Raw genomic sequence first — 23,921 nt, forward strand, 5'->3', positions numbered from 1 at the left:
CCTCCCACATAGTGATCTGCGAATGCGTTCAAATGTGGGAGGGGGCTTGCCCCCGATAGCGGCCTGACAGACACCACTATGAGGTGACTATGAACAATTGGATCAGCGCCCTCGCCGACCTGCAGAACCAGGGCGAACCTTGCGTCCTGGTGACCATCATTGAAGAACTCGGCTCCACGCCACGCAATGCCGGTTCCAAGATGGTCATCAGTGCATCGCAGACCTTCGACACCATTGGCGGTGGGCACCTGGAATACAAAGCGATGCAGATCGCCCGCGAGATGCTCGCCCGTGGCCAGCAAAACACCCATCTGGAGCGCTTCAGCCTAGGCGCGAGCCTGGGCCAGTGCTGCGGCGGCGTCACAGTGCTGCTGTTTGAACCCATGGGCCAGGTGCAGGCGCAGATTGCGGTATTCGGCGCCGGCCATGTGGGACGCGCCCTGGTGCCGTTGCTGGCGAGCCTGCCGTGCCGGGTGCGCTGGATCGATTCGCGCGAGCAGGAGTTTCCGCAACAGATCCCCGAGGGCGTGCGTAAAATCGTCAGCGAAGAACCGGTCGACGAAATCGCCGACTTGCCGGTGGGCAGCTACTGCATCGTCATGACCCACAATCACGCACTCGACCTGGAACTGAGCGCCGCGTTGCTCAAACGCAACGATTTCGCCTACTTCGGCCTGATCGGCTCGCAGACCAAACGCGTCAAGTTCGAACACCGCCTGCGTGATCGCGGCTTCGACGCCGCCCAGTTGCAACGCATGCGCTGCCCCATGGGCCTCACCGAGGTGAAGGGCAAATTACCGGTGGAGATCGCCATTTCCATCGCGGGCGAAATCATCGCCACTTACAACGCCAATTTCGGCCAGCACAACGCCAGCGCCGAACCGATTGCCAAACTGCTGCCGGTGTCACGCCGCAGCCAAGCGACCCATTGAGAAGACCATGCCTTTGACCCGCAAAGCCTACCGCGCCGCCATCCTGCACAGCATTGCCGACCCCGCCGAGGTGGGCATCGAAGCGTCCTATGAGTATTTCGAAGACGGCCTGCTGGTGATTGATAACGGCCAGATCAGCGCCCTCGGGCACGCCAGCGAATTGCTGCCGACACTGCCGGCCGATATTGACGTGACCCACTACCAGGACGCGCTGATCACCCCCGGCCTGATCGACACCCATATCCACCTGCCGCAAACCGGGATGGTCGGCGCTTATGGCGAACAGTTGCTGGATTGGCTCAACACGTACACCTTCCCCTGCGAAAGCCAGTTCGCCGACAAGGCCCATGCCGAGCAAGTGGCGGATATTTTCATCAAGGAACTGCTGCGCAACGGCACCACCACCGCATTGGTGTTCGGCAGTGTGCACCCGCAATCGGTGAACGCGTTTTTCGAAGCGGCGCAGAAACTCGACCTGCGCATGATCGCTGGCAAGGTGATGATGGACCGCAACGCGCCGGACTATCTGACCGACACGCCCGAGTCCAGTTATCAGGACAGTAAGATGTTGATCGAGCGCTGGCATGGCAAAGGCCGGCTGCACTATGCGGTCACGCCACGCTTCGCCCCCACCAGCACGCCGGAGCAATTGACACTGGCCGGGCAGCTGCTGGGGGAATATCCGGATCTGTATATGCAGACCCACATCAGCGAGAACCTGCAGGAAGTGCAGTGGGTGAAGGCGTTGTTCCCGGAGCGCAGCGGCTACCTGGACGTGTATGACCATTACAAGCTGCTGGGCGAGCGCTCGGTGTTTGCCCACGGCGTGCACCTGTGCGACGACGAATGCGCGCGCTTGGCGCAAACCGGCTCGGCGGTCGCCTTCTGCCCGACCTCGAACCTGTTCCTGGGCAGCGGCCTGTTCAACTTGCCGATGGCCGAGAAGCACAAACTGAACGTTGGCCTGGGCACCGATGTGGGCGGCGGCACCAGTTTCTCGCTGCTGCAAACCTTGAACGAAGCCTACAAAGTCATGCAGTTGCAAGGCGCGCGGTTGAGCCCGTTCAAATCGCTGTACCTGGCGACCCTGGGCGGCGCGCGGGCGCTACGCCTGGAAGACAAGATCGGCACGTTGCAACCGGGCACGGATGCGGACTTCCTGGTGCTGGACTACAACGCCACACCGCTGCTCAGCTACCGTCTGAAGCAGTCGAACAGCATCGACGAAACGTTGTTTGTATTGATGACCCTGGGAGATGACCGCACCGTGCTGCAGACCTATGCCGCCGGCCAACGGGTGCACCAGCGCTGATCTTGGCACCAGCACAAAACCAATGTGGGAGGGGGCTTGCCCCCGATAACAGAGTGTCAGTCACTGCATGAGGTGACTGTTCCACTGCTATCGGGGGCAAGCCCCCTCCCACATTTTGTCCTTGGCAAACCAGGAAAATTACAGCTTTATCGAGGAACGCCCAGGCTTCTTGGTCTGCAACAGATGCGAGAACACCGCATGCAGATCATCCGACGCGCTCTCTTCATCGAGGTTGAGCTTGCTGTCGATGTGATCCATGTGATGCATCATCAGGTTCACCGCCAACGCCGCGTCGCGAGCTTCGATGGCATCGATCAACTGGGTGTGCTCATCGTAGGAACAGTGGGAGCGGTTACCGCTTTCGTACTGAGCGATGATCAATGAGGTCTGGGACACCAGGCTGCGCTGGAAGCTGATCAGCGGTGCATTCTTTGCCGCTTCGGCCAGCTTGAGGTGGAACTCGCCGGAAAGGCGGATACCGGCACCGCGATCGCCACGGGAAAAACTGTCGCGCTCGTCGTTGACCATCTGGCGCAACTCGGCCAGTTGCTCGGCAGTGGCGTGCTGCACGGCCAGCTCGGTGATCGCCCGCTCTACCAGGCGACGGGCCAGGAACACCTGACGCGCTTCTTCGACGCTCGGGCTGGCCACCACCGCGCCGCGATTGGGCCGCAGCAATACCACGCCTTCATGGGCCAGGCGCGACAGGGCGCGACGAATGATGGTGCGGCTCACGCCGAAGATTTCCCCCAGTGCCTCTTCACTCAACTTGGTTCCAGGCGCCAGGCGTTGTTCAAGGATGGCCTCGAAGATATGCGCATAGACAATATCGTCCTGGGTTCCGCTGCGACCGGCCTTGCCGGCTCGCGGTTGTTTCTTGAGAGGTTGCAACTGTTCGTTCATGGGCACTCGGGTTTGGAGAACGGCGGCGAATTATCGGTGATACGGCGACTTTACGGTAATACGGCAACAGCGGGTCGCTGGCAAGTATCCGCTAAAAACAGCGCACATTGTACACAACCCAATGGGCCAACACACTGTACGGCTGTTTGCGCGGTCGGCTGTATTGCAATGCGTCGTTACGTTTGAGTTTAGGCTTGAATCTGCGCCTTCACCGGCAAACCCCAGGTAAAAAGGAACAGCGTTCATGACTGACGCCACCCAAGCGCCCCTGCGCCCACTGGCCGACACTTCCCCTTCGGCGGTTGTCGCCGGTTTTATTGCCATGATGACCGGCTACACCAGCTCCTTGGTGCTGATGTTCCAAGCCGGACAAGCCGCGGGCTTGACCACGGCGCAGATCTCCTCATGGATTTGGGCGATTTCCATCGGCATGGCGGTGTGCAGCATTGGCTTGTCCCTGCGTTACCGCACGCCGATCACCATAGCCTGGTCCACGCCCGGCGCGGCGCTGTTGATCACCAGCCTGGGCGGTGTCACCTACGGCGAAGCCATCGGCGCCTATATCACCTGCGCGGTGCTGGTGACGCTATGCGGGCTGACCGGCAGCTTTGAAAAACTGGTCAAGCGCATTCCGGCGTCGCTGGCGGCCGCGTTACTGGCTGGCATTCTATTCAAGATCGGCAGTGAGATTTTCGTCGCGGCGCAGCATCGCACCGGCCTGGTGCTGGGGATGTTCTTCACCTACCTGATCATCAAGCGCATGTCGCCGCGCTATGCCGTGCTTGCCGCGCTGATCATCGGCACCCTGTTGTCGGGCGCGATGGGGTTGCTGGATTTCAGCGGGTTTCATCTGGAAGTCGCCACGCCGGTGTGGACCACCCCGCACTTCTCGCTGGCAGCCACCATCAGCATCGGCATTCCGCTGTTCGTGGTGGCGATGACCTCGCAGAACATGCCGGGCGTGGCGGTGTTACGTGCCGATGGCTATGACGTGCCGGCCTCGCCGCTGATCACCGCCACCGGCCTGGCCTCGTTGGTGCTGTCACCGTTCGGCTCCCACGGCATCAACCTGGCGGCGATCAGCGCGGCCATCTGCACCGGCCCCCACGCCCACGAAGACCGTAACAAGCGTTACACAGCAGCGGTTTGGTGCGGTGTGTTCTACGGCATTGCCGGGGTGTTCGGCGCGACACTGGCGGCATTGTTCGCAGCGTTGCCCAAGGAGCTGGTGCTGTCGATTGCGGCGTTGGCGTTATTTGGCTCGATCATCAACGGCTTGAGCATTGCCATGAATGAACCCAAGGAACGGGAAGCGGCGCTGATCACCTTTATGGTCACCGCGTCAGGCTTGACGTTGTTTTCCATCGGCTCGGCGTTCTGGGGGATCGTGGCGGGGGTGTTGACGCTGTTGATTCTGAATGGGCGCAAGGCCTGAGTTTTCAAAGCCCCAAACGAAACAGCGACCCGGGCGGGTCGCTGTTTCAGCACATCAGGCTACCGGGTTGATCGGCGTCTCTGGGTGCCATGCGTCCAACAGCGGGCTCACTTCAACGCGAGTCAGCTCTGGGCGGGCCTTGAGCCACGCCTCGACGGTTGCACGCTGCTCTTCGCTGACCGAACCGCGTTTGGCCGAGCACACCAGACCGAAGTCGTCGCCGCCTACGTAGTCCAGGCCATTGCCGTCCATCGCTTCAGTCAGGAATGCTTCGAGGAAAGCGTCAACCGCTTCATCGTCCAAACCTTCTTTGAAGTCCAGGTTCAGTTCGAAACCCAGCTCTTGAAATTCATCAACGCACAGTTTTTTGCGCAGACGCCGGGAACGGTTAGTCGCCATTGGAACAGTCCTCTTAAGTAATAACGGCCGGCACTTTAGCAGCTTAAGGCGGCGATTGCCCGACTCTCTGGGACAGGCGGCGTTTTGCCTGGAAAAAAAACGCGGATTAGCAGCTATCGTTCAGCTACAAGTATCTATGCCTTGGGGCATAATGCCGACACTTTCTTGACCATTGAGGGATTTTTCCTATTTACCCCTCGCCTTTTTCACCCTCCTCAGCAGTAGGGTCTTATTCTTTATGATCAAATCTTTGCGTCCATTGTTACTTGCCGGGTTTCTTCTGCCGCTGGCCTTTTCCGTCACCGCCGCTCCGATCAACACCACCCTGCCGCCCAACGTTGCGCAGGCCCTGCAAAAAGCCAAACTGCAAAATACTGCGTTGTCCCTGGTTATGCTGCCGCTCAACGGCCCCGGCACGCCCACCGTATTCAACGCCGACGTTTCGGTGAACCCGGCCTCTACCATGAAACTGGTCACCACCTATGCGGCCCTGGAAATGCTCGGCCCCAACCACCAGTGGAAAACCGAGTTCTATACCGACGGCACCCTCAACGGTGGCGTGCTGCATGGCAACCTCTACCTCAAGGGCGGCGGTGACCCCAAGCTGAACATGGAAAAGCTGTGGCTGCTGATGCGCGATCTGCGCGCCAACGGTGTGCAGCAAGTCACCGGCGATCTGGTGCTGGATCGCGGCTTCTTCATCCCACCGCAATTGCCGGAATTCAACGACGATGGCAATGACGAGAACAAGCCGTTCCTGGTCAAGCCCGATGCGCTGCTGGTCAACCTCAAGGCCCTGCGTTTCGTCACGCGCAACGATGGCGGACGGGTGCTCGTTTCGGTAGAGCCACCGATTGCCAGCATTCGTATCGACAATCAGGTCAAGGTTTCCAACGCCAAGCAATGCACCGGCGATGTGCGCTACAACCCGGTGACCGCCGCCGATGGCAGCGTGACGGTGACCGTCAGCGGGCAACTGGCCGACGGCTGCAGTTCACAGACGTACCTGTCGCTGCTCGACCACGCCACCTACACGGCCGGCGCGGTGCGGGCGATCTGGAAGGAACTGGGCGGCAGCATCCAGGGCCGCGACATCCAGGCGCCGGTGCCCAAGAATGCCAAGGTCCTGGCGCGCGCATTCTCGCCGGACCTGGCGGAAATCATCCGCGACATCAACAAATACAGTAACAACACCATGGCCCAGCAGTTGTTCCTGAGCCTGGGCGCACAATTCAGAAACGATGCCGACGGCGACGATGCCAAGGCTGCGCAGCGCGTGGTGCGTCAGTGGCTGGCGAAAAAAGGCATCACCGCGCCGCACTTGGTGATGGAGAACGGCTCCGGCCTGTCCCGCGCCGAACGGGTCAGCGCCCGTGAGATGGCAGCCATGCTCCAAGCCGCGTGGCGAAGCCCTTACGCGGCGGAGTACATCAGCTCGATGCCCATCGCCGGCACCGACGGCACCATGCGTAAGCGCTTGAAGACCACCGCCATGCGCGGCGAAGCCCACGTCAAGACCGGCACCTTGAACACTGTGCGCGCCATCGCCGGCTTCAGCCGCGACAACAACGGCAATTCGTGGGTCGTGGTGGCGATCCTCAACGATCCGAAGCCATGGGGCGCATCGTCAGTGCTCGACCAGGTGCTGCTGGATCTGTATCGCCAGCCAAAACTGACGGCGGCGGCACCGGTGCTCTAGCACCCACCGTCGTTCACCTGTGGAAGGGGTTTATCGTGGCGAGTAGGCTTGTCCTGCTCACCACCGAGTCATGTGTGAGCCTTTAAGTATCCCACCGGGCTTTCAAGCCTGAACCCTCTGCGCCTCAACCCGGTCCCTACCCGCCTGCTTGGCCACGTACACCGCCGAGTCGGCGCGTAGCAGCAACCCATCGATGCCTTCATCGCCCCGCCAACTGGCCACGCCAAAGCTGGCGGTGACGATCCCCACCGGGTCCATCGGCGCACTGCGCAACGACTGCCACAATTCCAACGCCAGGCTGTAGGCCTGTTCAGCATCGGTGGTGGGGCACAACACCATGAACTCTTCACCCCCAAAACGACAGAACACATCGGTGCGGCGCAGACGCTGGCTGATGCGCGAGCACAACTCCTGCAACACGCCATCGCCTACTGCGTGGCCATGCTTGTCGTTAATGCGCTTGAAATGATCGACATCCAACATGATCACCGACAATGCCCCCTGGGTTCGATTGAGCCTGGCAATTTCGGCGCGCAAGCGATCCTGAAAGTAGCGCCGGTTGTAAATGCCGGTCAGCGAGTCGGTGATGGATAAGGCACGCAACTCTTCTTCCACCCGCTTGAGATCGGAAATATCCGACACATACCCATGCCACAACGTACCGCCGCCGGGTAACTCTTCCGGGGTTGCTTCGCCACGAATCCAGCGCAGGCCGCGCTGCGGCAACAGCACGCGATACTCTTCGCGCCAATGGCTCAGTTGCAATGCGGACAGGCGCACCGAAGCGCGCACCCGCTCTGCGTCCAACGGATGGATGCGCTCGAACACGCGCTTGGCATCCTGCTGCAACAACCCCGTTTCGATTTCGTAGATATCGCGCATGCCGTCGCTGGCATAGATAAAGCGCCAGTTATCCTGAGGTTCCAGGGTGAACTGAAAGATCCCGCCGGGGACATGGGCGCTGAGCTTTTTAAGCAGCCGGTCGCGGACGGCCAGAGCTTCGTAGGCGCGCTTTTGCTCGGTCACATCCAGGTAAATCGCCAGATGCCCGACCCAAAGGCCGTGGTCATCCAGCAGGACGGTGGCCAGCATGGTGACGCTCAGCGGACTGCCGTCGTTTCGGATCAAGGTCCACTCGCGCGCTTCGTGCAAACTGTCGGGGCTTTCCACCAACATGGCCTGGCTGGCGGGAATGCGCTTGCCCAGGGTCACGCCCAGTTTGGCGGAACGCATTTCCAGTTCTGTCGCCAGGTGCAGACTTTCCAGGGTCAACTTGCCCACCACCTGGTCGGCGGTGAAGCCGAGCATCTGTTCAGCGCCGGCATTGAACGTGTTGATCACACCGCGCAAGTCAGTGGCAATGATGGCAACCTGGGTGGCCGCGTTCAGCACACTGCGCAACTGGCCGTGGGCACCGCGCAATTCCTGCTCACGCAGACGCAACTGCTGGGTACGCTGCTCGACCATTTTCAAAGCACGCTGGCGCTGGCTGACCAGCATATACAGCAAGATGCTCAGCAGCAGGCTGAGCAAGCTGCCCATGATCAGGATAGCGGCCAGCGAAGAATGGTTGGCCCGCGCGAATATTTCGCTCGGGCGCAGGGTCAAGGCATAGACATGATCGCCCAGGGTCAGGCGCCGTACCCCCTCGAGGCGGCTGTCGGCCACGGCATTGTTGGATTCATAGAGCACACGTTGTTGCTGGTCCGAGGTGTCGACAATCTGCATCACCAGGTTGTCCCGCTCCGGCTTGGGCAAACCGTCGGCCATCAGCTGGCGCATGCTGATCACCGCCATGACGTAGCCATAGGGCTGTTCAGTACCCGCCTCTCGGCTCACGGGGGCCACCAGCAATACGCCGGCTGCATAGGCCGGCTCCAAGCCCACCAACTGCATGGGTTGAGACACTGCAAGCTTGCCGCTTTTATGCGCGCGCTCCAGCGCCGAACGCCGCAAGGGCTGGGCCAATAGGTCAAAGCCCAAGGGCGAACCCAACAGGCTCTGGGTCTGGCTGTAGAGCACCGGCACGTACTCATCGCGCTCCGGCGCGGGGACCAGTTCACCCGCCGCGTTCAACTCACGGATCACGAAATCCACGCCCCTTTCTCGGGACACTTGCTGTTCAAACTGGCTGCGTTGCTGACGCACCACCCGTGGCGCCCAGGCGTATGCGCGGGCGCGCAGGAGCAATGGCTGGGTAAACCCATCGAACTCTTCGCGGGACACATCGGAGGAATTGACAAAAAAACGCCGAAGGCTGTTAAGGCGTTGTTCCTGATCTTCAAAGCGCTCCTGCAAACGGGTGTAGCGCTCGTTGACCAGCAGTTGAAAGCGCTGGCGTACCTGCTGCTGATACAGATCGTGAGTGGCCCAGGCGACGATACCCGTCAAGGTACAACCGGCCAATAGCACCACCAATGCCACCAGCCAAGCCGATGCCTGCTCACTGATGAAGCCTAGGATTTTCGGGCGAACGGCTTGCAACGGCATAGGCAACACTCACAACGCCAGCGTGCGGGGGGTGTCACTTTGGCTTGGCCTTAAGTTATAGCTATCGGCCAGTAGTTTGACCAGCGCAAAAAAGCCGCAAGCCTGGAATATCCTGGCTTGCGGCTTTTTATGCAGCCATCAGCGAGCGGTGATTTTCCACGCACGGTGGATTTTCGCATTGCGCGCGAAATCCGGGTCGATGGTTTTGTCGCTGATTTCCTCGACCGCATAGCGTTCGCTGAGATTGTCTTCCAACTGGAACTTGCGGAAGTTGTTGGAGAAGTACAGCACGCCGCCCGGTGCCAGGCGGGCCATGGCCAGGTCGAGCAACTGCACATGGTCGCGCTGCACGTCGAAGATGCCTTCCATGCGCTTGGAGTTGGAGAAGGTCGGCGGGTCGATGAAGATCAGGTCGAACTCATCGCGACTGGCTTCCAGCCACGCCATCACATCGCCCTGCTCCAGGCGGTTCTTGTCGGAGAAACCGTTGAGGGAGAAGTTGCGACGCGCCCAGTCCAGGTAGGTCTTGGACAGATCGACACTTGTAGTGCTGCGCGCACCGCCCTTGGCCGCGTGCACACTGGCAGTGGCGGTGTAGCAATACAGATTGAGGAAGCGCTTGCCGGCCGCCTCTTTCTGAATGCGCATACGCATCGGGCGGTGGTCGAGGAAGAGGCCGGTGTCCAGGTAATCCGTGAGGTTGACCAGCAGCTTCACACCGCCCTCGCTCACCTCAGTGAACTTGCCCTGGGCGCTCTGACGCTCGTACTGCTTGGTACCGCTCTGACGCTCGCGACGCTTGACCACCACGCGGCTCTTGTCGATGTTCAGCGCCTGGGGAATGGCCGCCAGAGCATCGAACATGCGCGCGGAAGCTTTTTCCGGGTCGATGGACTTGGGCGCGGCGTACTCCTGCACATGCACCCAGTCGTGGTACAGGTCGATGGCCATGGAGTATTCCGGCATATCGGCGTCATACACACGGTAGCAATCCACGCCCTCACGCTTGGCCCACTTGCCCAGCAGCTTGAGGTTTTTTTGCAGGCGATTGGCGAACATCTGCCCGCCTTCGCTCAGGCGCGCCTGCTCGACCACGGGAGCCGGGGCCGGTTTGATCGGGTTACCGTTCTTGTTGTACTGGCGCTCTTGCGGCTCGGTCGGGGCCTGGTCGTATGCAGCCTGCTCGCGTTCGGCCTGGCGCTGTTCCGGGGTACGGCGCTCGCCGGTGACGAACTGGTCGGGGTTGACCTTGATCAGCAGCAATTTGCACGGCAAGGCGCCGTTCCAGAACGAGTACTGCTTGTGGCTGCGGATGCCCATGCGCTTGCCCAGGTCGGGCGCACCGGTGAACACTGCGGCTTCCCAGCCCATGCAGGCTTGGCGCAGACGTTCGCCGAGGTTCTGGTAGAGGTACAACAGGCTGGCTTCATCGCCCAGACGCTCGCCGTAAGGCGGGTTGCAGATCACCAGGCCTTTCTGGTTCTGGTCCGGGCGCGGCTCGAAGGTCCCGACCTCCCCTTGGTACACCTTGATCCAATGGCTCAGACCGGCGCGCTCAATGTTGTTGCGCGCGGGTTGAATCAGGCGCGGGTCGGCTTCGTAACCTCGAATCCACAGCGGCGTTTTGTTCATGCCAATCGCGGCGCGCTCGCTGGCCTCGGCGTGCAGCTTTTTCCACAGCGCTGGGACATGACCGAGCCAGGTGGTAAAGCCCCACAGTTCACGGTTGAGGTTGGGCGCCATATCGGCCGCAATCATCGCGCCTTCCACCAGGAAGGTACCCACGCCGCACATCGGGTCGGTCAGCGCACCGCCTTCAGCGGCGATACGCGGCCAACCGGCGCGAATCAGGATCGCGGCCGCCAGGTTTTCCTTCAGCGGCGCCGCGCCCTGCTGCAGGCGATAGCCGCGCTGGTGCAGGCTATGACCGGAGAGATCGAGGGACAGGATGGCTTCGCCACGGTCCAGGCGCAGGTGGATACGCAAGTCCGGATTGATCTTGTCGATGGACGGGCGCTCGCCGGTCGGAGTGCGCAGTTTGTCGACGATCGCATCCTTGACCTTCAGCGCGCCGAAGTGGGTGTTGTCGATACCGGAGCCGTGACCGCTGAACTCCACTGCCAGAGTGCCGTCGGGGACCATGTGGTCGGCCCAGTCGATATCCAGCACGCCGTGGTAGAGGTCTTCGGCGTCCTTCATGGGGAAACGCTTGAGCACCAGCAGCACGCGGTTGGCCAGGCGCGACCAGAGGCACAGCCGGTAAGCGGTCTCCATGTCGGCCATGCCGCGCACGGCCGAAGTGTGCTCGCGCGCATCCTCAAGGCCAAGCCCGACGGCTTCCTCGATCAGCAGGCCTTCGAGGCCCTTGGGGCAGGTGAGGAAGAGTTCAAAACGGTCCGACATGGGGCATTCCAGGCTTTTCAGCAATAAGTGAACGGGCGACGCATCGCCGGTTCGGTTTTCAATCAAGCACTTTTCTTGAAGAGTGCTCGCGTGGCACGAATGTGCCGTTCCACCCCGGCTGCCAGGCCGTTGAGCCTTTATTTACGGGGCAGATAAAAATGTGCAGCAACAAAAAGAAATATTCCGACCCTTCGTCGAATAATAACCGACTGCAACAGACGGACATTCTTACTTAAGGATTAAACCTTTCCTCTATGCGGGGTGCATCATAGCTGGCTTTGCCAGACAAATGGGGCGTAAAGCCATCCCAGCTTATGGCTATAGCATCGTTATCGTTACGTGCTTATGACAAAACGATCATTGAATCCATGTGACCTATTGGTTAGAACTCACCACAGGTTGGCGCCGTAACGACGCCGACACATCGGCTCGCCACGCCGGCAGCGAGCCCACCAACGGCAGAAAAACTCTGCCCGGCCTCAGACGAGGCCGAAGGATATCAAGACAGTCAACAAGTGAGGGAAACACCCTATGAGAAGACTTAAGCGTGATCCGTTGGAAAGAGCGTTTTTACGCGGATATCAATATGGCGTTCATGGCAAATCCCGTGAGCTTTGCCCATTTACTCTACCGTCGGTACGCCAAGCCTGGATCAACGGCTGGCGCGAAGGACGCGGCGACAACTGGGACGGTATGACAGGCACTGCGGGAATCCACAGACTCAACGAACTTCACGCCGTCGGCTAATCAGGGCACTTAATTCCGACACACCACCTTTGAAGCTGTAACGACTTACCATGCGCGCCCCATCCGGGCGGCGGGCTTCGGCCCAGGGGGCTCCTTGATGGAGCCCTTTTTTATGGGCGCCGTTCAGGCCTTTCTGGGCAATGCGGCAATCGCATCCACCGACTCACGAATCAACGCCGGGCCTTTATAGATAAAGCCAGAGTACAACTGCACCAGGCTCGCACCCGCGGCGATTTTCTCGGCCGCGTGCTTGCCTTCAGTGATGCCGCCCACCGCGATGATCGGCAAGCGCCCCGCCAGCTCGGCGGCCAGCACCTTGACGATATGAGTGCTTTTATCGCGGACCGGCGCACCCGACAGACCGCCCGCCTCGTCACCATGGGCCAGACCTTCAACGCCGGCACGACTCAAAGTGGTATTGGTGGCAATCACCGCGTCCATTCCGGAATCCACCAGAGCCTGGGCCACCAGCACGGTTTCTTCGTCGCTCATGTCCGGGGCGATCTTGATCGCCAGCGGCACGCGCTTGCCATGCCGAACGGCCAGGTCTTCCTGACGCTGGCGCAGGGCTTCGAGCAATTGCTTGAGGGAATCACCGAACTGCAGGCTACGCAGGCCTGGGGTATTCGGCGAACTGACGTTAACGGTGACGTAGCTGGCGTGGGCATAGACCTTGTCCAGGCAGATCAAGTAGTCGTCCACCGCGCGCTCGACCGGCGTGTCGAAATTCTTGCCAATATTGATGCCGAGAATGCCGCTGTACTTCGCGGCCTGGACCCGTGACAGCAGGTGATCGACGCCCAGGTTGTTAAAGCCCATGCGATTGATGATCGCCTCGGCTTCCGGCAGGCGGAAGATGCGAGGCTTGGGGTTGCCCGGCTGCGGTCGCGGCGTCACGGTGCCGATCTCAACAAAGCCAAAGCCCAATTGCGCGAAACCATCAATGGCCGCACCGTTCTTGTCCAGGCCGGCAGCCAGCCCGACCGGGTTGGGGAAGTCCAGCCCCATCACCGATACTGGCATTTTTGCCGGCGCCTTGCACACCAGACCATTGAGTCCCAAGCGGCCACCGGCACCGATCAGGTCCAGGGACAGATCGTGGGAGGTTTCCGGGGAGAGTTTGAACAACAGCTGGCGGGCCAGGGTATACATGGGCGGGCTAGACTCGGATGGCGACGAAGGTGGCGGCGATTATAGCCGGGGTAACCGCGCGCAGGCGAGGCGTGCCGCCCAACGTCGCTAACGCTGCATGACCAGGGCCTCATAACGCGCCCAGATTTTTTCGGCATAGCGCTGGCGTAGTACATCGCGCTCCGGCCCAGAACCCGGTCCCGCATTGTAGGCGCCCACTGCTGTCCAGTTGTAGCCGAAGCGCTGGATAAACTCGGCGAGTATCGACGCGCCAACCTCCACCGACAGGCACGGCTCGTTCAACAAACGCTCCTCGGTAATCCCCAACTTGAGCAGGCGCGGCAAATGCATGCTGTTGATCTGCATCAGGCCGATGTCTCGGGTGCCGTTGCTGTTGGCGGTGTTTACCGCGTCAGCTCGATAGCCCGACTCCACCGCGGCGATGGCTTGCAATAACTCCGGTTCAATGTCGTAACGACCGGCAATTTCCTCCCAGCAGTAGGCCAACGCCGGATGCGCGCTCATCAACCAACCAAAGAGCAGCGCCTTGCTCCAACGCTTATCCATGTCGGACCTGACCGCAGGCAGAACACACTTGCCCCCCTTGAGTGTGCCCGTCTCGGCGCACTTTGACCGGACAGTTAAAGCGATAGCCCCTGCCGTAGATCGTCTTGATAAACCCCTTATCGGCGCCCAAATGTTTGCGCAGCGAGTAGATGCACCGTGTCAGGGATTCTTCGGCGACCTCGCCTTGGGGCCAAACCAGCTCCAGCAAGCGATCCTTAGTCATCAGCGCACCACCCGACACCAGCAGCAATCGCAAGACATGCCACTCCTTGGGCGGCAATTGAATATCGGCGCCCTCACCGGTCAAGCGCCCATCGCCATGCAAGGTCCAACAGGCAAAAGCCAGGGAAACCGTCGTCAATTCATCATTCACGACGCCCATATCTACCTCGGTATCCGACAACTGACATTGAAGTCCTTATTTCCTTGACTGGCGCTTGCGCCCACGCGACGACTATAAAAACCCGCCTGACAACCCACCCTAGGAAAAAGCTCAGAGATCCTGCGTTTTTTGGGATCACTGCGTAGGGCGTTTCACAACGTGAACGCACCTGGGGCCCACTCTTGATAAACCTCATGCAGCTCAACCCCCAAGCGGTCCTCCAGTTGCACCAACTCGCCCAAGGCCAGCAGTTGGCCGTTGACCCGAACTTCCACGCAGTGAATGACCGCTGGCGCCAACGGCAACACCTTCCCTGGCGCAAAAGCGGCCAGACGCTTGCGGCTGATCAGTTGTTCCTGCAGAAGAATTTCCAAATGCATGGGTCAATGCCTTTATTCACGGGATCCGTCGCGATTTGGCCGCACGAACGCACGTTGCACACGCTCGTATTGCGCCGCGGTCAATGGAGGCGGCCCGCTGCCTGCGGCCGCGCCTTTCGCCTCTGCTGCGGCAGCGCGGGCCTGAATCACAAACAGGCGGACATCAGCCGAGCGTGCGGGCACCGTGCTACGGCTCTGTTCGCGCGAGTCACGGGGGAACGCGCCCAGCCACAGGCGCTTGCCCTGGGAGACTCGCACCACGCTGCTGACCCCTACCCGCCCGACCCCTGCCGGTTTATCGCGCCGCCCCTTGGCACTCATGGGGCGACCATCCTCAATATCCAGGAGCATCTCGATTTCGTTCGCCTCGGCAAAACGCGGCAGCACACTGACCTGAGTGGCGTAATGCACAGGCTTCCACTCGGCGGTGTCATCCGCGCGGGCCGGCAGATAGAACGTATGGTTGTCGTTAAACACCGCCGGCACGTTCTCCTGAGTCAGAATCACCGGCAGCGTCACCACCTTTGCTCGACGGCGGCGCTCCAGCGCAGCGATCTGCGCCATCAGGCGGTTATCCTCCAGCGGCTCCATGACACGAGTGGTCGAGGTTTTGGCATCTTCATCCAAGGCCAGGTTGAGTTTTTTCAGCTCATCGCGGCCCATGTCGACCAGCCACAGCGACACTTCGATCGATCGCCTGGGCGTATCCAGTTCCGCCACCAGTTGTTCGATAAACCGCACCTGTGCAGGTTTGCCTCTGATCAGCAGGCTGTTGGTGTCCGGATAAGCGATGACCGCAAGACTTTTGTCGGCCAGCACCCCCTTGTGCTCACTGGCCAGCACCGCTTCGATTATTGACGCTATCCCCGCGACCCTGACCTTGCCCTCACCTATCGCGTACTCACGGTCCGCCACATGGGTGTTGAGTACCTGAACCACCCCAAAGGCCTGGTCACCCACGCGCAGTTCAGCGCGCTCGCGGTCCATCAATTGCGCCAGCCGCAACACCCGGTCGACATAGCTCGGCGGGCCGGACACATAGAATGTGCGCGCGCCGTCGGCACGCAGGGGAAAGTGGGATTCCTGCAGCCCAGAGCGACGCATGAGGCTGCGAAACCGATCAATGGAAATATGCCGCAACGACACCGCCGAGCTTTTCGTTTCGCTGGCGTCATAGAGATAAAACCCTTGGCCGTCGCTGTACCAGATCAAGCCATGCTGCCGTGCCAGTTCTTCCAGGGTCTGCTGTGGCGCAGTCAAATCAAACAGACCACTGACGCGTTTGCGCGCCACCTCGCGACTCACCACGATCGGCAGACCCAAGGGTACCGACAGCGCGGTGAACACGGTATGCAGGCTCTCCTCCCGGGCCTGATAGGTCTCGCCCCAGGCCACTCCACATGCCAGCCACAGCGCGGCACACAGCCACCAGCGGCGAAGGCGGCGGCGAGACATGCGTTCGAGGAAGTCAGCGTACACCGTGGAAGTTCCTGGGGGCTGGCAGAGGAAAGCGGCCATACTGCGAGGCCGCCTCTTTTCAATCTTGATGGAAATTTAACGGCTGCCCATCACGCTCACCCCGTGGCATGTGCCTTGCTATGAACTCTGTATCAAAGCGCGTACCAACGGCGGAACGGGCTTACGGACAAAGGCGTCGTTACCCGCAATGGCCATGCATCGCCATCTGAGGGAGCGACGCTTTTTTTTGAATGAAAAGGTAGGTGCGGATGAACGATTCGGTGGGCAACGGCCCGATAAGCAACGCGCTGGCGTGGGTGAACGGCAGCGATGCGCCGGAAAAGAGCACTCTCGACCTGGGCTTTATGGCCTTGAGCGATTGCGCCTCGTTGGTAGTGGCGGCGACCCAGGGTTTCGCACAACCCTACGGCCTTACCCTGAATCTCAAGCGTCAATCTTCCTGGGCCAACCTGCGTGACAAGCTGGTCAGTGGGGAGTTGGATGCCGCCCACAGCCTGTATGGGCTGATCTACGCCGTACACCTGGGTATCGGTGGCGTGGCGCCCACCGACATGGCCGTGTTGATGGGCCTGAACCAAAACGGTCAGAGCATCAATCTTTCCCGTGGTCTGCAACAACAAGGGGTGGTCACTCCTGAGGCATTGGATCGCCATGTGCACCAAAGCCGAACAAAACTGACCTTCGCTCAGACATTTCCCACCGGCACCCATGCGATGTGGCTGTACTACTGGCTGGCGAGCCAAGGCATTCATCCGTTGCAGGACGTTGACAGTGTGGTGGTGCCGCCCCCGCAAATGCTTGCGCATCTGCAAGCCGGCCGGATCGACGGGTTTTGCGTGGGCGAGCCCTGGAGCGCCAACGCGGTCGCGCAAGATCAGGGCTTTACCCTGGCGACCAGCCAGGCGATCTGGCCAAACCATCCAGAGAAAGTCCTCGGCTGTACCCACGCGTTCGTCGAGCAATACCCCAACACGGCGCGGGTACTGGTGATGGCCATCCTCGAAGCCAGCCGCTTCATTGAACAGAGCATTGAAAACCGGCGCTCCACGGCGCAATTACTCAGCGGCCGCGAATACCTCGACGCGCCGCTCGATTGTATTGAGCCACGTTTACTCGGGGCGTATGACGACGGCTTGGGCAACCACTGGCAGGACCCTCACGCGCTGCGGTTTTTTGCGGGTGGCGAGGTCAACCTGCCGTACCTCTCCGACGGCATGTGGTTCATGACCCAGTTTCGCCGCTGGGGCCTGTTGCGCGACGACCCGGATTACCTGGGCGTGGCGCGCCAGGTGCAGCAACTGGCGCTGTATCGCGAGGCCGCCACCGCCTTAGGCCTCAACGCCGGGGACCAGGACCTGCGCAGCAGCCAGTTGATCGACGGCAAAGTCTGGGACGGCTCGGACCCGAACGGCTACGCCCGCAGCTTCCGCTTGCATGCGCTGGCCGATCACGCCAACCGCCAAGCCTTGCGCTGACAGGAGAACTGCCATGCTGCGAATCCTGTTGATCAATGACACCCCCCGCAAGGTCGGGCGCTTGCGCACGGCGCTGATCGAAGCCGGTTTCGAGGTGATCGACGAGTCCGGCCTGACCATCGACCTGCCAGCACGCGTCGAAACGGTGCGTCCGGACGTGATTCTGATCGATACCGAGTCACCGGGCCGCGATGTGATGGAGCAAGTGGTGCTGGTCAGTCGCGACCAGCCACGCCCCATTGTGATGTTCACCGATGAACATGACCCGAATGTGATGCGCCAGGCCATCAAGTCCGGGGTCAGCGCCTATATCGTGGAAGGCATCCAGGCCCAGCGTCTGCAGCCGATCCTCGATGTGGCCATGGCCCGCTTCGAGAGCGATCAGGCCTTGCGCGCGCAGTTGCAGGCGCGGGACCAACAGCTGGCGGAACGCAAACGCATCGAGCTGGCCAAGGGCATGCTGATGAAAATAAAGGACTGCAATGAAGAAGACGCCTACACCTTGATGCGCCGCCAAGCCATGAGCCGCCAGCAGAAATTGATCCAGGTGGCGGAGCAGATCATCGCCATGAGTGAGCTGCTCGGTTGATTTGGCTCAGCTCTTGCTAATGAATCATCACAGGTAACCAACGGCGGTTGCCCCTCCACGACAAAGACGTCGCACATCCGGTTTGCCCTCGCGAACCCGGTGGCGGCGTTTTTTTCGTTTTGGCCCCTGTGTGGGGCCGGTGGGGCGGCCGTAGTGGCTGTTCCATCACCAGGCCTTCTTACAAGACTCCTAACCGTTGAGGTGCGTGATGAAATCAAGCTTCTGGAAATCCGGGCACACCCCGACCCTGTTTGCCGCGTTCCTGTATTTCGACCTGAGTTTCATGGTCTGGTATCTGCTGGGCCCGCTGGCGGTGCAGATTGCCGCCGACCTGCAATTGACCACCCAGCAACGCGGCCTGATGGTGGCAACACCGATCCTGGCCGGTGCGGTGCTGCGTTTTCTGATGGGAATGCTGGCCGACAGGCTGTCGCCCAAGACCGCCGGGCTGATCGGCCAGGTGATCGTGATTGTCGCGCTGTTCGGGGCCTGGAAACTGGGCATCCACAGTTACGAACAGGCCCTGCTGCTGGGGCTGTTTCTGGGCATGGCCGGCGCGTCCTTCGCCGTGGCGCTACCCCTGGCTTCACAGTGGTACCCAGCCGAACACCAGGGCAAAGCCATGGGCATTGCCGGTGCCGGCAATTCGGGCACGGTATTCGCTGCCTTGCTGGCCCCGGTGCTCGCAGCGGCGTTTGGCTGGAGCAATGTGTTCGGGTTTGCGCTGATTCCGTTGATCTTGACGCTTGTGGTCTTCGCCTGGCTGGCGCGCAATGCCCCTGAACGGCCGAAAGCCAAATCCATGGCCGACTACTTCAAGGCCCTGGGCGATCGTGACAGCTGGTGGTTCATGTTTTTCTACAGCGTAACGTTCGGCGGCTTTATCGGCCTGGCCAGCGCATTGCCCGGCTATTTCAACGATCAATACCACCTCAGTCCGGTGACTGCCGGCTACTACACCGCCGCATGCGTGTTTGGCGGCAGCCTGATGCGTCCGCTGGGGGGGGCTCTGGCGGACCGATTCGGCGGCATCCGCACCCTGCTGGGCATGTACAGCATCGCGGCCATCTGCATTGCCGCCGTGGGCTTCAACCTACCCAGTTCGTACGCAGCATTGGCGCTTTTCGTCTGCACCATGCTCGGTCTCGGCGCAGGCAACGGCGCGGTGTTCCAATTGGTTCCGCAGCGCTTTCGCCGTGAAATCGGCGTGATGACCGGGTTGATCGGCATGGCCGGCGGCATCGGTGGCTTCGCGCTCGCGGCCGGCATGGGCGCGATCAAACAGAGCACCGGTAGCTATCAACTGGCCCTGTGGTTGTTCGCCAGCCTGGGCGTATTGGCATGGTTCGGCCTGCACGGCGTCAAGCGTCGCTGGAGAACCACTTGGGGCTCGGCCGCCGTGACGGCTGCACGCGTCTGATGAGCCTGCAACTGAGCGTCGCCCAGGCCAGTGCCATCGGCCCGCGCCCGGAAAACCAGGATGCGCTGCGGGTGGTCACCCCCGTGGCGGAACTGGCGGCCAGCAAAGGCTATCTGTGCGCCATGGCCGACGGCGTCAGCCAATGTGCCGATGGCGGATTGGCCGCGCGCTCGACCTTGCAAGCCCTGGCGATGGACTACTACGCCACGCCGCAAACCTGGAGCGTAGCCCAGGCACTGGAACGTTTACTGCTGGCCCAGAATCGCTGGTTGCAAGCCAACGGTGGTGGCCAGCCGCTGCTAACGACTCTAAGTGCCCTGGTGTTTCGGGGTCAGCGTTTTACCTTGGCCCATGTCGGCGATTGCCGGGTCTATCGCTGGCTGGACGGCCAGCTGCAACGCATCAGCGAGGATCACGTCTGGGAACAGCCGGGCATGCAGCACGTTCTTAAACGTGCGCTGGGCCTGGATCAACATGTGGTGCTGGATTTTCTCGACGGCCAATTGCGCGAGGGCGAGTACTTCCTGCTGCTCAGCGACGGCGTATGGGCAACCTTGGCCGAGCACAGCATCCAGGCCATCCTGCGTGAGCAGGCGGACCTGGACATAGCCGTGGCCACCTTGGTCAACACCGCCCACTTGGCCGGCAGCCAGGACAATGCCAGCGCGTTGCTGGTACGCGTTGATGCCTTGGGTGCCGCCACCCTCGGCGACGCCCTAGTCCAGTTACAGCAATGGCCGCTGCCACCGCCATTGAAACCCGGCCAACCGTTCGAAGGCTGGCGGGTGGAAGCATTAGTGGCGCAAAGTCGACAATCCTTGCTCTACCGGGTCCGCGATACCCAGCAACAGCCCTGGCTGTTGAAAACCTTGCCACTGAGCCATGACGACGATAGCCAAGCCGGCCAGGCTTTGCTGGCCGAAGAGTGGTTTTTGCGGCGCATGGCCGGACGCGCATTCCCAGAAGTGCACAGCGCCGGTAGCCGGCAGCACTTGTATTACGTCATGCGCGAGTATCCGGGGCAGACCCTCGCCACCCTGTTCCAGCTTCAGGGGCCCCTGCCTCTGGCCCAATGGCAGTCCGTCGCCGAGCGCTTGCTGCGGGCCGTGGGCCTGCTGCACCGGCGGCAAATCCTGCACCGCGATATCAAACCGGAAAACCTGTTGTTGGGAGACGACGGCGAGTTGCGCGTGCTGGATTTCGGCCTGGCTTACTGCCCCGGCCTGTCGGAAGACCGTGCCCACGAACTGCCGGGCACTCCAAGTTTTATCGCGCCCGAAGCCTTCAATGGCCAAGGGCCTACTGCCCAACAAGATTTATACAGCGTTGGCGTCACCTTGTATTTCCTGCTGACCGGGCATTACCCCTACGGCGAAATCGAAGCCTTCCAACGGCCCAGATTCACCCAGCCTGTCAGCGCAAGCCGCTATCGCCCCGACCTGCCTGACTGGCTGCCGCTGAGCCTGGAACGGGCGGTGGCCGCCCAGCCGTCGCAGCGTTACGAAACCGCCGAAGAATGGCTACTGGTACTGGAGCAGGCTGACCGGCGTGAGCTGAGCGTCCGCCCCAGGCCTTTGCTGGAGCGAGAACCGCTAAAAGTCTGGCAAACCGTGGCACTGCTGTCGGTGCTGATCAATCTGGTGTTGCTGTATGCACTCCTTCATAACTGAGTATCTCTACACGAGGGCAACCTTATGAACGCAAAAGTCTGGTTGGTGGGCGCAGGTCCCGGCGATCCGGAGTTGTTGACCCTCAAGGCGGTCCGCGCCCTGTGTGAAGCCGACGTGGTGTTGATCGATGATCTGGTCAACCCGGCAGTTTTGGACCACTGCGCCGCGGCGCGCGTGATCACCGTGGGCAAACGCGGTGGCTGCCGCTCCACCCCTCAGGACTTTATCCACCGCCTGATGTTGCGCTACGCACGCCAGGGCAAATGCGTGGTACGCCTCAAGGGCGGTGACCCGTGCATTTTCGGACGAGGCGGCGAAGAGGCGCTGTGGCTGCGGGATCGGGGCATTGAGGTGGAACTGGTCAATGGCATCACCTCAGGGCTGGCAGGCGCGACCAACTGTGGGATTCCTCTGACATTGCGTGGTGTAAGCCGTGGCGTAACGCTGGTTACTGCGCACACCCAGGATGACAGCCAACTGAACTGGCGCGCCCTGGCCGAGGGCGGGACTACCCTGGTCGTGTACATGGGGGTGGCAAAACTGGAAGAGATTCGTCAGCAGTTGATGGAGGGTGGCATGGCGGCAGATATGCCCGTGGCGATGATCGAGAATGCCTCGCTGCCCCAGCAGCGCGAGTACCGTAGCCTGTTATCGCGCATGCACAAGGATGCCCACGCATTCGCCCTTAAAAGCCCGGCGATCCTGGTCATTGGCCGTGTTGCCGCCAGAGAACAAGCTGCATATGTCGCAGCCGCCGCCAGCGCATGACACAAATGGTAGGCGAAAAAAAACCCGGCCTGAGCCGGGTTTTTTCTACAACTCAGTAATTACTGAGCGGTAGCTTCAACCGAAGCTTCTACGCGACGGTTGATAGCGCGACCAGCTTCAGTTGCGTTGTCAGCAACTGGGCGGGATTCGCCGTAACCTACAGCAGTTACACGGCTAGGAGCCACGCCGTCTTTAACCAGGACTTGCTTAACAGCGTCAGCACGACGCTGGGACAGCTTCTGGTTGTAAGCGTCTGGACCTACGGAGTCAGTGTGACCAGCTACTTCTACGTTAGTAGATGGGTACTGAGCCATGAAGTCGGCCAGGTTTTTCACGTCGCCGTAGCTGTTAGGCTTAACAACGGCTTTGTCGAAGTCGAACTTAACGTCCAGCTCAACACGAACAACCTGAGCAACTGGAGCTTCTGGCTCTGGAGTTGGCTCTGGAGCTGGTGCTGGGGTAGGAGCTGGAGCAGCTGCGCCAGCGTTACCGCCGAAGTTCACGCCCAGGCCGACCAGTGCGGAGTAATCCCACTTGCCGTTGTCCAGACCGTAGTCAGCTTCAACACCGGCACGAGCGTACAGGTTGTTGGTGAAGTAGTACTTAACGCCGGTACCGACAGTGGCGAAAGTGGTCTGATCGCGACCGCTGTGACCGTCAGCCTGTACGTTGGTACGGCTCTGGTGACCGAAACCGCCTTCTACGTATGGACGCAGGGAGTCTACGCCAGCTTGACCGAAGTGATACTGGGCAACCAGGCTGCCGGTATCGCCTTTGATCTTCTGGTTACCAGTACCGTCGTTCGAACGGGTGTGGTTGGTCTTGTCGTAGGACAGGTTCAAGGACAGGTCGTCGGTCAGGAAGTAACCGATGCGAGCGCCAGGATTGAAGCCGTCTTCGATGTGCTTGACGCTATCGTTGTACTGCTTCTTGTAGAACAGCTCGCCTTCAACTGCGCCTTGGCCTTGTGCCAGAACGCCGAAAGAAGTAGCGGCAATAAGAGAACCAATGGCCAAGCCCAAGGTGTTTTTCAGTTTCATCCGTTAAATCCCCATCTGGTGATTGTAAAGCAGTCCCACAAACCGGGGGACAACTCGGCGACAAGTCTAACAGAACTTGCCTACACGTAAGAGATATTTGCCACGCACTAAGTTTCAGTCTCGCCCGCAAATTTCTCACGTAATTTATCAAGAGCACGTTTGTAACGCATTTTTGTAGCACTCAAACCCATGTGCATGATGTCGGCGATTTCCTGAAACTCCAGCTCTGCGACAAAACGTAGCACCAGAATTTCTCGGTCAATCGGATTCACATGCACCAACCAGCGATCGAGCCCGCCCTTTTCCTCGGGTGCCGGCGCCTTTTCTTCAGACGCCTCCTCAAGGGGGTCCAGGCTCAAAGCGTCCATCAAGCGACGCTTTCGCCGTTCCTTTCGATACTGCGTGATGCACTCGTTGTACGTGATGCTGTAGAGCCAGGTCTTGAACTTCGATTTGCCCTCGAAGTTCTTCAGGCCGTACAACACCTTGAGCATCACTTCCTGACAGACATCGTCAGCATCTCTATCGTTCCCCAAATACCTTGAACAAACGTTGAACAGAGTGCGTTGATATCTGCGCATCAATTCTTCGTACGCGCGAGTTACGTGAAACAGCTCCGTGTGCGAACGCGCGACCAACTCCTCATCAGAGAGCTCACGGGGGTCATAGCGCGTGGACAGCGATTGGGCTTTATTCAAAA

At 60.4% G+C, this 23,921-nt stretch carries 21 protein-coding genes; 10 read left to right on the forward strand and 11 right to left on the reverse strand.

Annotated elements, in window-relative coordinates:
* Positions 1–89: 89 nt before the first annotated feature.
* Positions 90–932: a xanthine dehydrogenase accessory protein XdhC gene (gene xdhC, locus QRN41_RS10615; protein ID WP_040269108.1), complete on the forward strand. Its 843-nt coding sequence runs from the start codon at positions 90–92 to the stop codon at positions 930–932.
* A 7-nt stretch (positions 933–939) separates the two neighbouring features.
* On the forward strand, positions 940–2,244 hold the full coding sequence (gene guaD, locus QRN41_RS10620) for a guanine deaminase (protein WP_034138943.1): 1,305 nt from the start codon (positions 940–942) through the stop codon (positions 2,242–2,244).
* A gap of 138 nt (positions 2,245–2,382) precedes the next feature.
* On the opposite strand, the gene QRN41_RS10625 is transcribed toward guaD, so the two are convergent.
* On the reverse strand, positions 2,383–3,147 hold the full coding sequence (locus QRN41_RS10625) for a GntR family transcriptional regulator (RefSeq protein WP_015885332.1): 765 nt from the start codon (positions 3,145–3,147) through the stop codon (positions 2,383–2,385).
* A gap of 244 nt (positions 3,148–3,391) precedes the next feature.
* On the opposite strand from QRN41_RS10625, the gene QRN41_RS10630 reads away from it, so the two are divergent.
* The gene (locus QRN41_RS10630; RefSeq protein WP_285421537.1) at positions 3,392–4,582 is read left to right on the forward strand and encodes a benzoate/H(+) symporter BenE family transporter; all 1,191 of its coding nucleotides are present in this window, start codon (positions 3,392–3,394) and stop codon (positions 4,580–4,582) included.
* Between the two features lie 54 nt (positions 4,583–4,636).
* Here QRN41_RS10630 and QRN41_RS10635 read toward each other — a convergent pair whose 3' ends face one another.
* Complete coding sequence (locus tag QRN41_RS10635) at positions 4,637–4,981, reverse strand: YggL 50S ribosome-binding family protein (protein WP_034099703.1); 345 nt, start codon at positions 4,979–4,981, stop codon at positions 4,637–4,639.
* 238 nt (positions 4,982–5,219) lie between these two features.
* Here QRN41_RS10635 and dacB point away from each other — a divergent pair, with 238 nt between their 5' ends.
* Complete coding sequence (gene dacB / locus QRN41_RS10640) at positions 5,220–6,680, forward strand: D-alanyl-D-alanine carboxypeptidase/D-alanyl-D-alanine endopeptidase (RefSeq protein WP_034138945.1); 1,461 nt, start codon at positions 5,220–5,222, stop codon at positions 6,678–6,680.
* A gap of 102 nt (positions 6,681–6,782) precedes the next feature.
* On the opposite strand, the gene QRN41_RS10645 is transcribed toward dacB, so the two are convergent.
* On the reverse strand, positions 6,783–9,170 hold the full coding sequence (locus QRN41_RS10645) for a sensor domain-containing diguanylate cyclase (RefSeq protein WP_285421538.1): 2,388 nt from the start codon (positions 9,168–9,170) through the stop codon (positions 6,783–6,785).
* Between the two features lie 138 nt (positions 9,171–9,308).
* Positions 9,309–11,573: a bifunctional 23S rRNA (guanine(2069)-N(7))-methyltransferase RlmK/23S rRNA (guanine(2445)-N(2))-methyltransferase RlmL gene (gene rlmKL / locus QRN41_RS10650; RefSeq protein WP_236216510.1), complete on the reverse strand. Its 2,265-nt coding sequence runs from the start codon at positions 11,571–11,573 to the stop codon at positions 9,309–9,311.
* A gap of 531 nt (positions 11,574–12,104) precedes the next feature.
* Here rlmKL and rmf point away from each other — a divergent pair.
* Positions 12,105–12,320: a ribosome modulation factor gene (gene rmf, locus QRN41_RS10655; RefSeq protein WP_002553055.1), complete on the forward strand. Its 216-nt coding sequence runs from the start codon at positions 12,105–12,107 to the stop codon at positions 12,318–12,320.
* A 123-nt stretch (positions 12,321–12,443) separates the two neighbouring features.
* On the opposite strand, the gene QRN41_RS10660 is transcribed toward rmf, so the two are convergent.
* From QRN41_RS10660 to sctC, 5 genes are all read right to left on the reverse strand, one after another.
* Entirely contained in the window at positions 12,444–13,472 is a 1,029-nt protein-coding gene (locus QRN41_RS10660; RefSeq protein WP_034138947.1) for a quinone-dependent dihydroorotate dehydrogenase, read from the reverse strand.
* Positions 13,473–13,559: 87 nt separating this feature from the next.
* Positions 13,560–14,018: a transglycosylase SLT domain-containing protein gene (locus QRN41_RS10665; RefSeq protein WP_123478849.1), complete on the reverse strand. Its 459-nt coding sequence runs from the start codon at positions 14,016–14,018 to the stop codon at positions 13,560–13,562.
* A complete protein-coding gene (locus tag QRN41_RS10670; protein WP_034138949.1) occupies positions 14,011–14,400 on the reverse strand; it encodes a winged helix-turn-helix domain-containing protein in 390 nt (129 codons plus the stop codon). Before QRN41_RS10670 ends, QRN41_RS10665 begins: the two co-directional genes overlap by 8 nt.
* Before the next feature lie 152 nt (positions 14,401–14,552).
* Positions 14,553–14,780 carry a FliM/FliN family flagellar motor switch protein gene (locus QRN41_RS10675; RefSeq protein ID WP_034099709.1) on the reverse strand — a complete coding sequence of 76 codons (228 nt, stop codon included), beginning with the start codon at positions 14,778–14,780 and terminating at the stop codon, positions 14,553–14,555.
* 12 nt (positions 14,781–14,792) lie between these two features.
* Positions 14,793–16,235: a type III secretion system outer membrane ring subunit SctC gene (gene sctC / locus QRN41_RS10680; protein ID WP_285421555.1), complete on the reverse strand. Its 1,443-nt coding sequence runs from the start codon at positions 16,233–16,235 to the stop codon at positions 14,793–14,795.
* A gap of 272 nt (positions 16,236–16,507) precedes the next feature.
* Between sctC and QRN41_RS10685 the strand changes: the two genes are divergently transcribed.
* The 5 genes from QRN41_RS10685 to cobA all read left to right on the forward strand — a co-directional run bounded on the left by QRN41_RS10685 (position 16,508) and on the right by cobA (position 22,181).
* The gene (locus tag QRN41_RS10685) at positions 16,508–17,734 is read left to right on the forward strand and encodes a CmpA/NrtA family ABC transporter substrate-binding protein (protein WP_167416857.1); all 1,227 of its coding nucleotides are present in this window, start codon (positions 16,508–16,510) and stop codon (positions 17,732–17,734) included.
* 13 nt (positions 17,735–17,747) lie between these two features.
* The gene (locus tag QRN41_RS10690) at positions 17,748–18,323 is read left to right on the forward strand and encodes an ANTAR domain-containing response regulator (RefSeq protein WP_285421539.1); all 576 of its coding nucleotides are present in this window, start codon (positions 17,748–17,750) and stop codon (positions 18,321–18,323) included.
* 208 nt (positions 18,324–18,531) lie between these two features.
* Entirely contained in the window at positions 18,532–19,743 is a 1,212-nt protein-coding gene (locus tag QRN41_RS10695) for a nitrate/nitrite transporter (protein ID WP_034099712.1), read from the forward strand.
* Entirely contained in the window at positions 19,743–21,413 is a 1,671-nt protein-coding gene (locus QRN41_RS10700) for a bifunctional protein-serine/threonine kinase/phosphatase (RefSeq protein WP_285421556.1), read from the forward strand. The genes QRN41_RS10695 and QRN41_RS10700 overlap by 1 nt, the downstream gene beginning before the upstream one ends.
* A gap of 24 nt (positions 21,414–21,437) precedes the next feature.
* Positions 21,438–22,181, forward strand: coding sequence for a uroporphyrinogen-III C-methyltransferase (cobA, locus tag QRN41_RS10705; RefSeq protein ID WP_034099714.1), 744 nt, complete (start codon positions 21,438–21,440; stop codon positions 22,179–22,181).
* Between the two features lie 59 nt (positions 22,182–22,240).
* On the opposite strand, the gene QRN41_RS10710 is transcribed toward cobA, so the two are convergent.
* Positions 22,241–23,221 carry an OmpA family protein gene (locus QRN41_RS10710; RefSeq protein ID WP_034099715.1) on the reverse strand — a complete coding sequence of 327 codons (981 nt, stop codon included), beginning with the start codon at positions 23,219–23,221 and terminating at the stop codon, positions 22,241–22,243.
* Between the two features lie 107 nt (positions 23,222–23,328).
* On the reverse strand, positions 23,329–23,919 hold the full coding sequence (gene sigX, locus QRN41_RS10715) for an RNA polymerase sigma factor SigX (protein ID WP_034114827.1): 591 nt from the start codon (positions 23,917–23,919) through the stop codon (positions 23,329–23,331).
* Between the last annotated feature and the right edge of the window lie 2 nt (positions 23,920–23,921).

It is taken from the genome of Pseudomonas sp. efr-133-TYG-23 (genome assembly GCF_030209215.1).
GTDB lineage: Bacteria > Pseudomonadota > Gammaproteobacteria > Pseudomonadales > Pseudomonadaceae > Aquipseudomonas > Aquipseudomonas rhodesiae.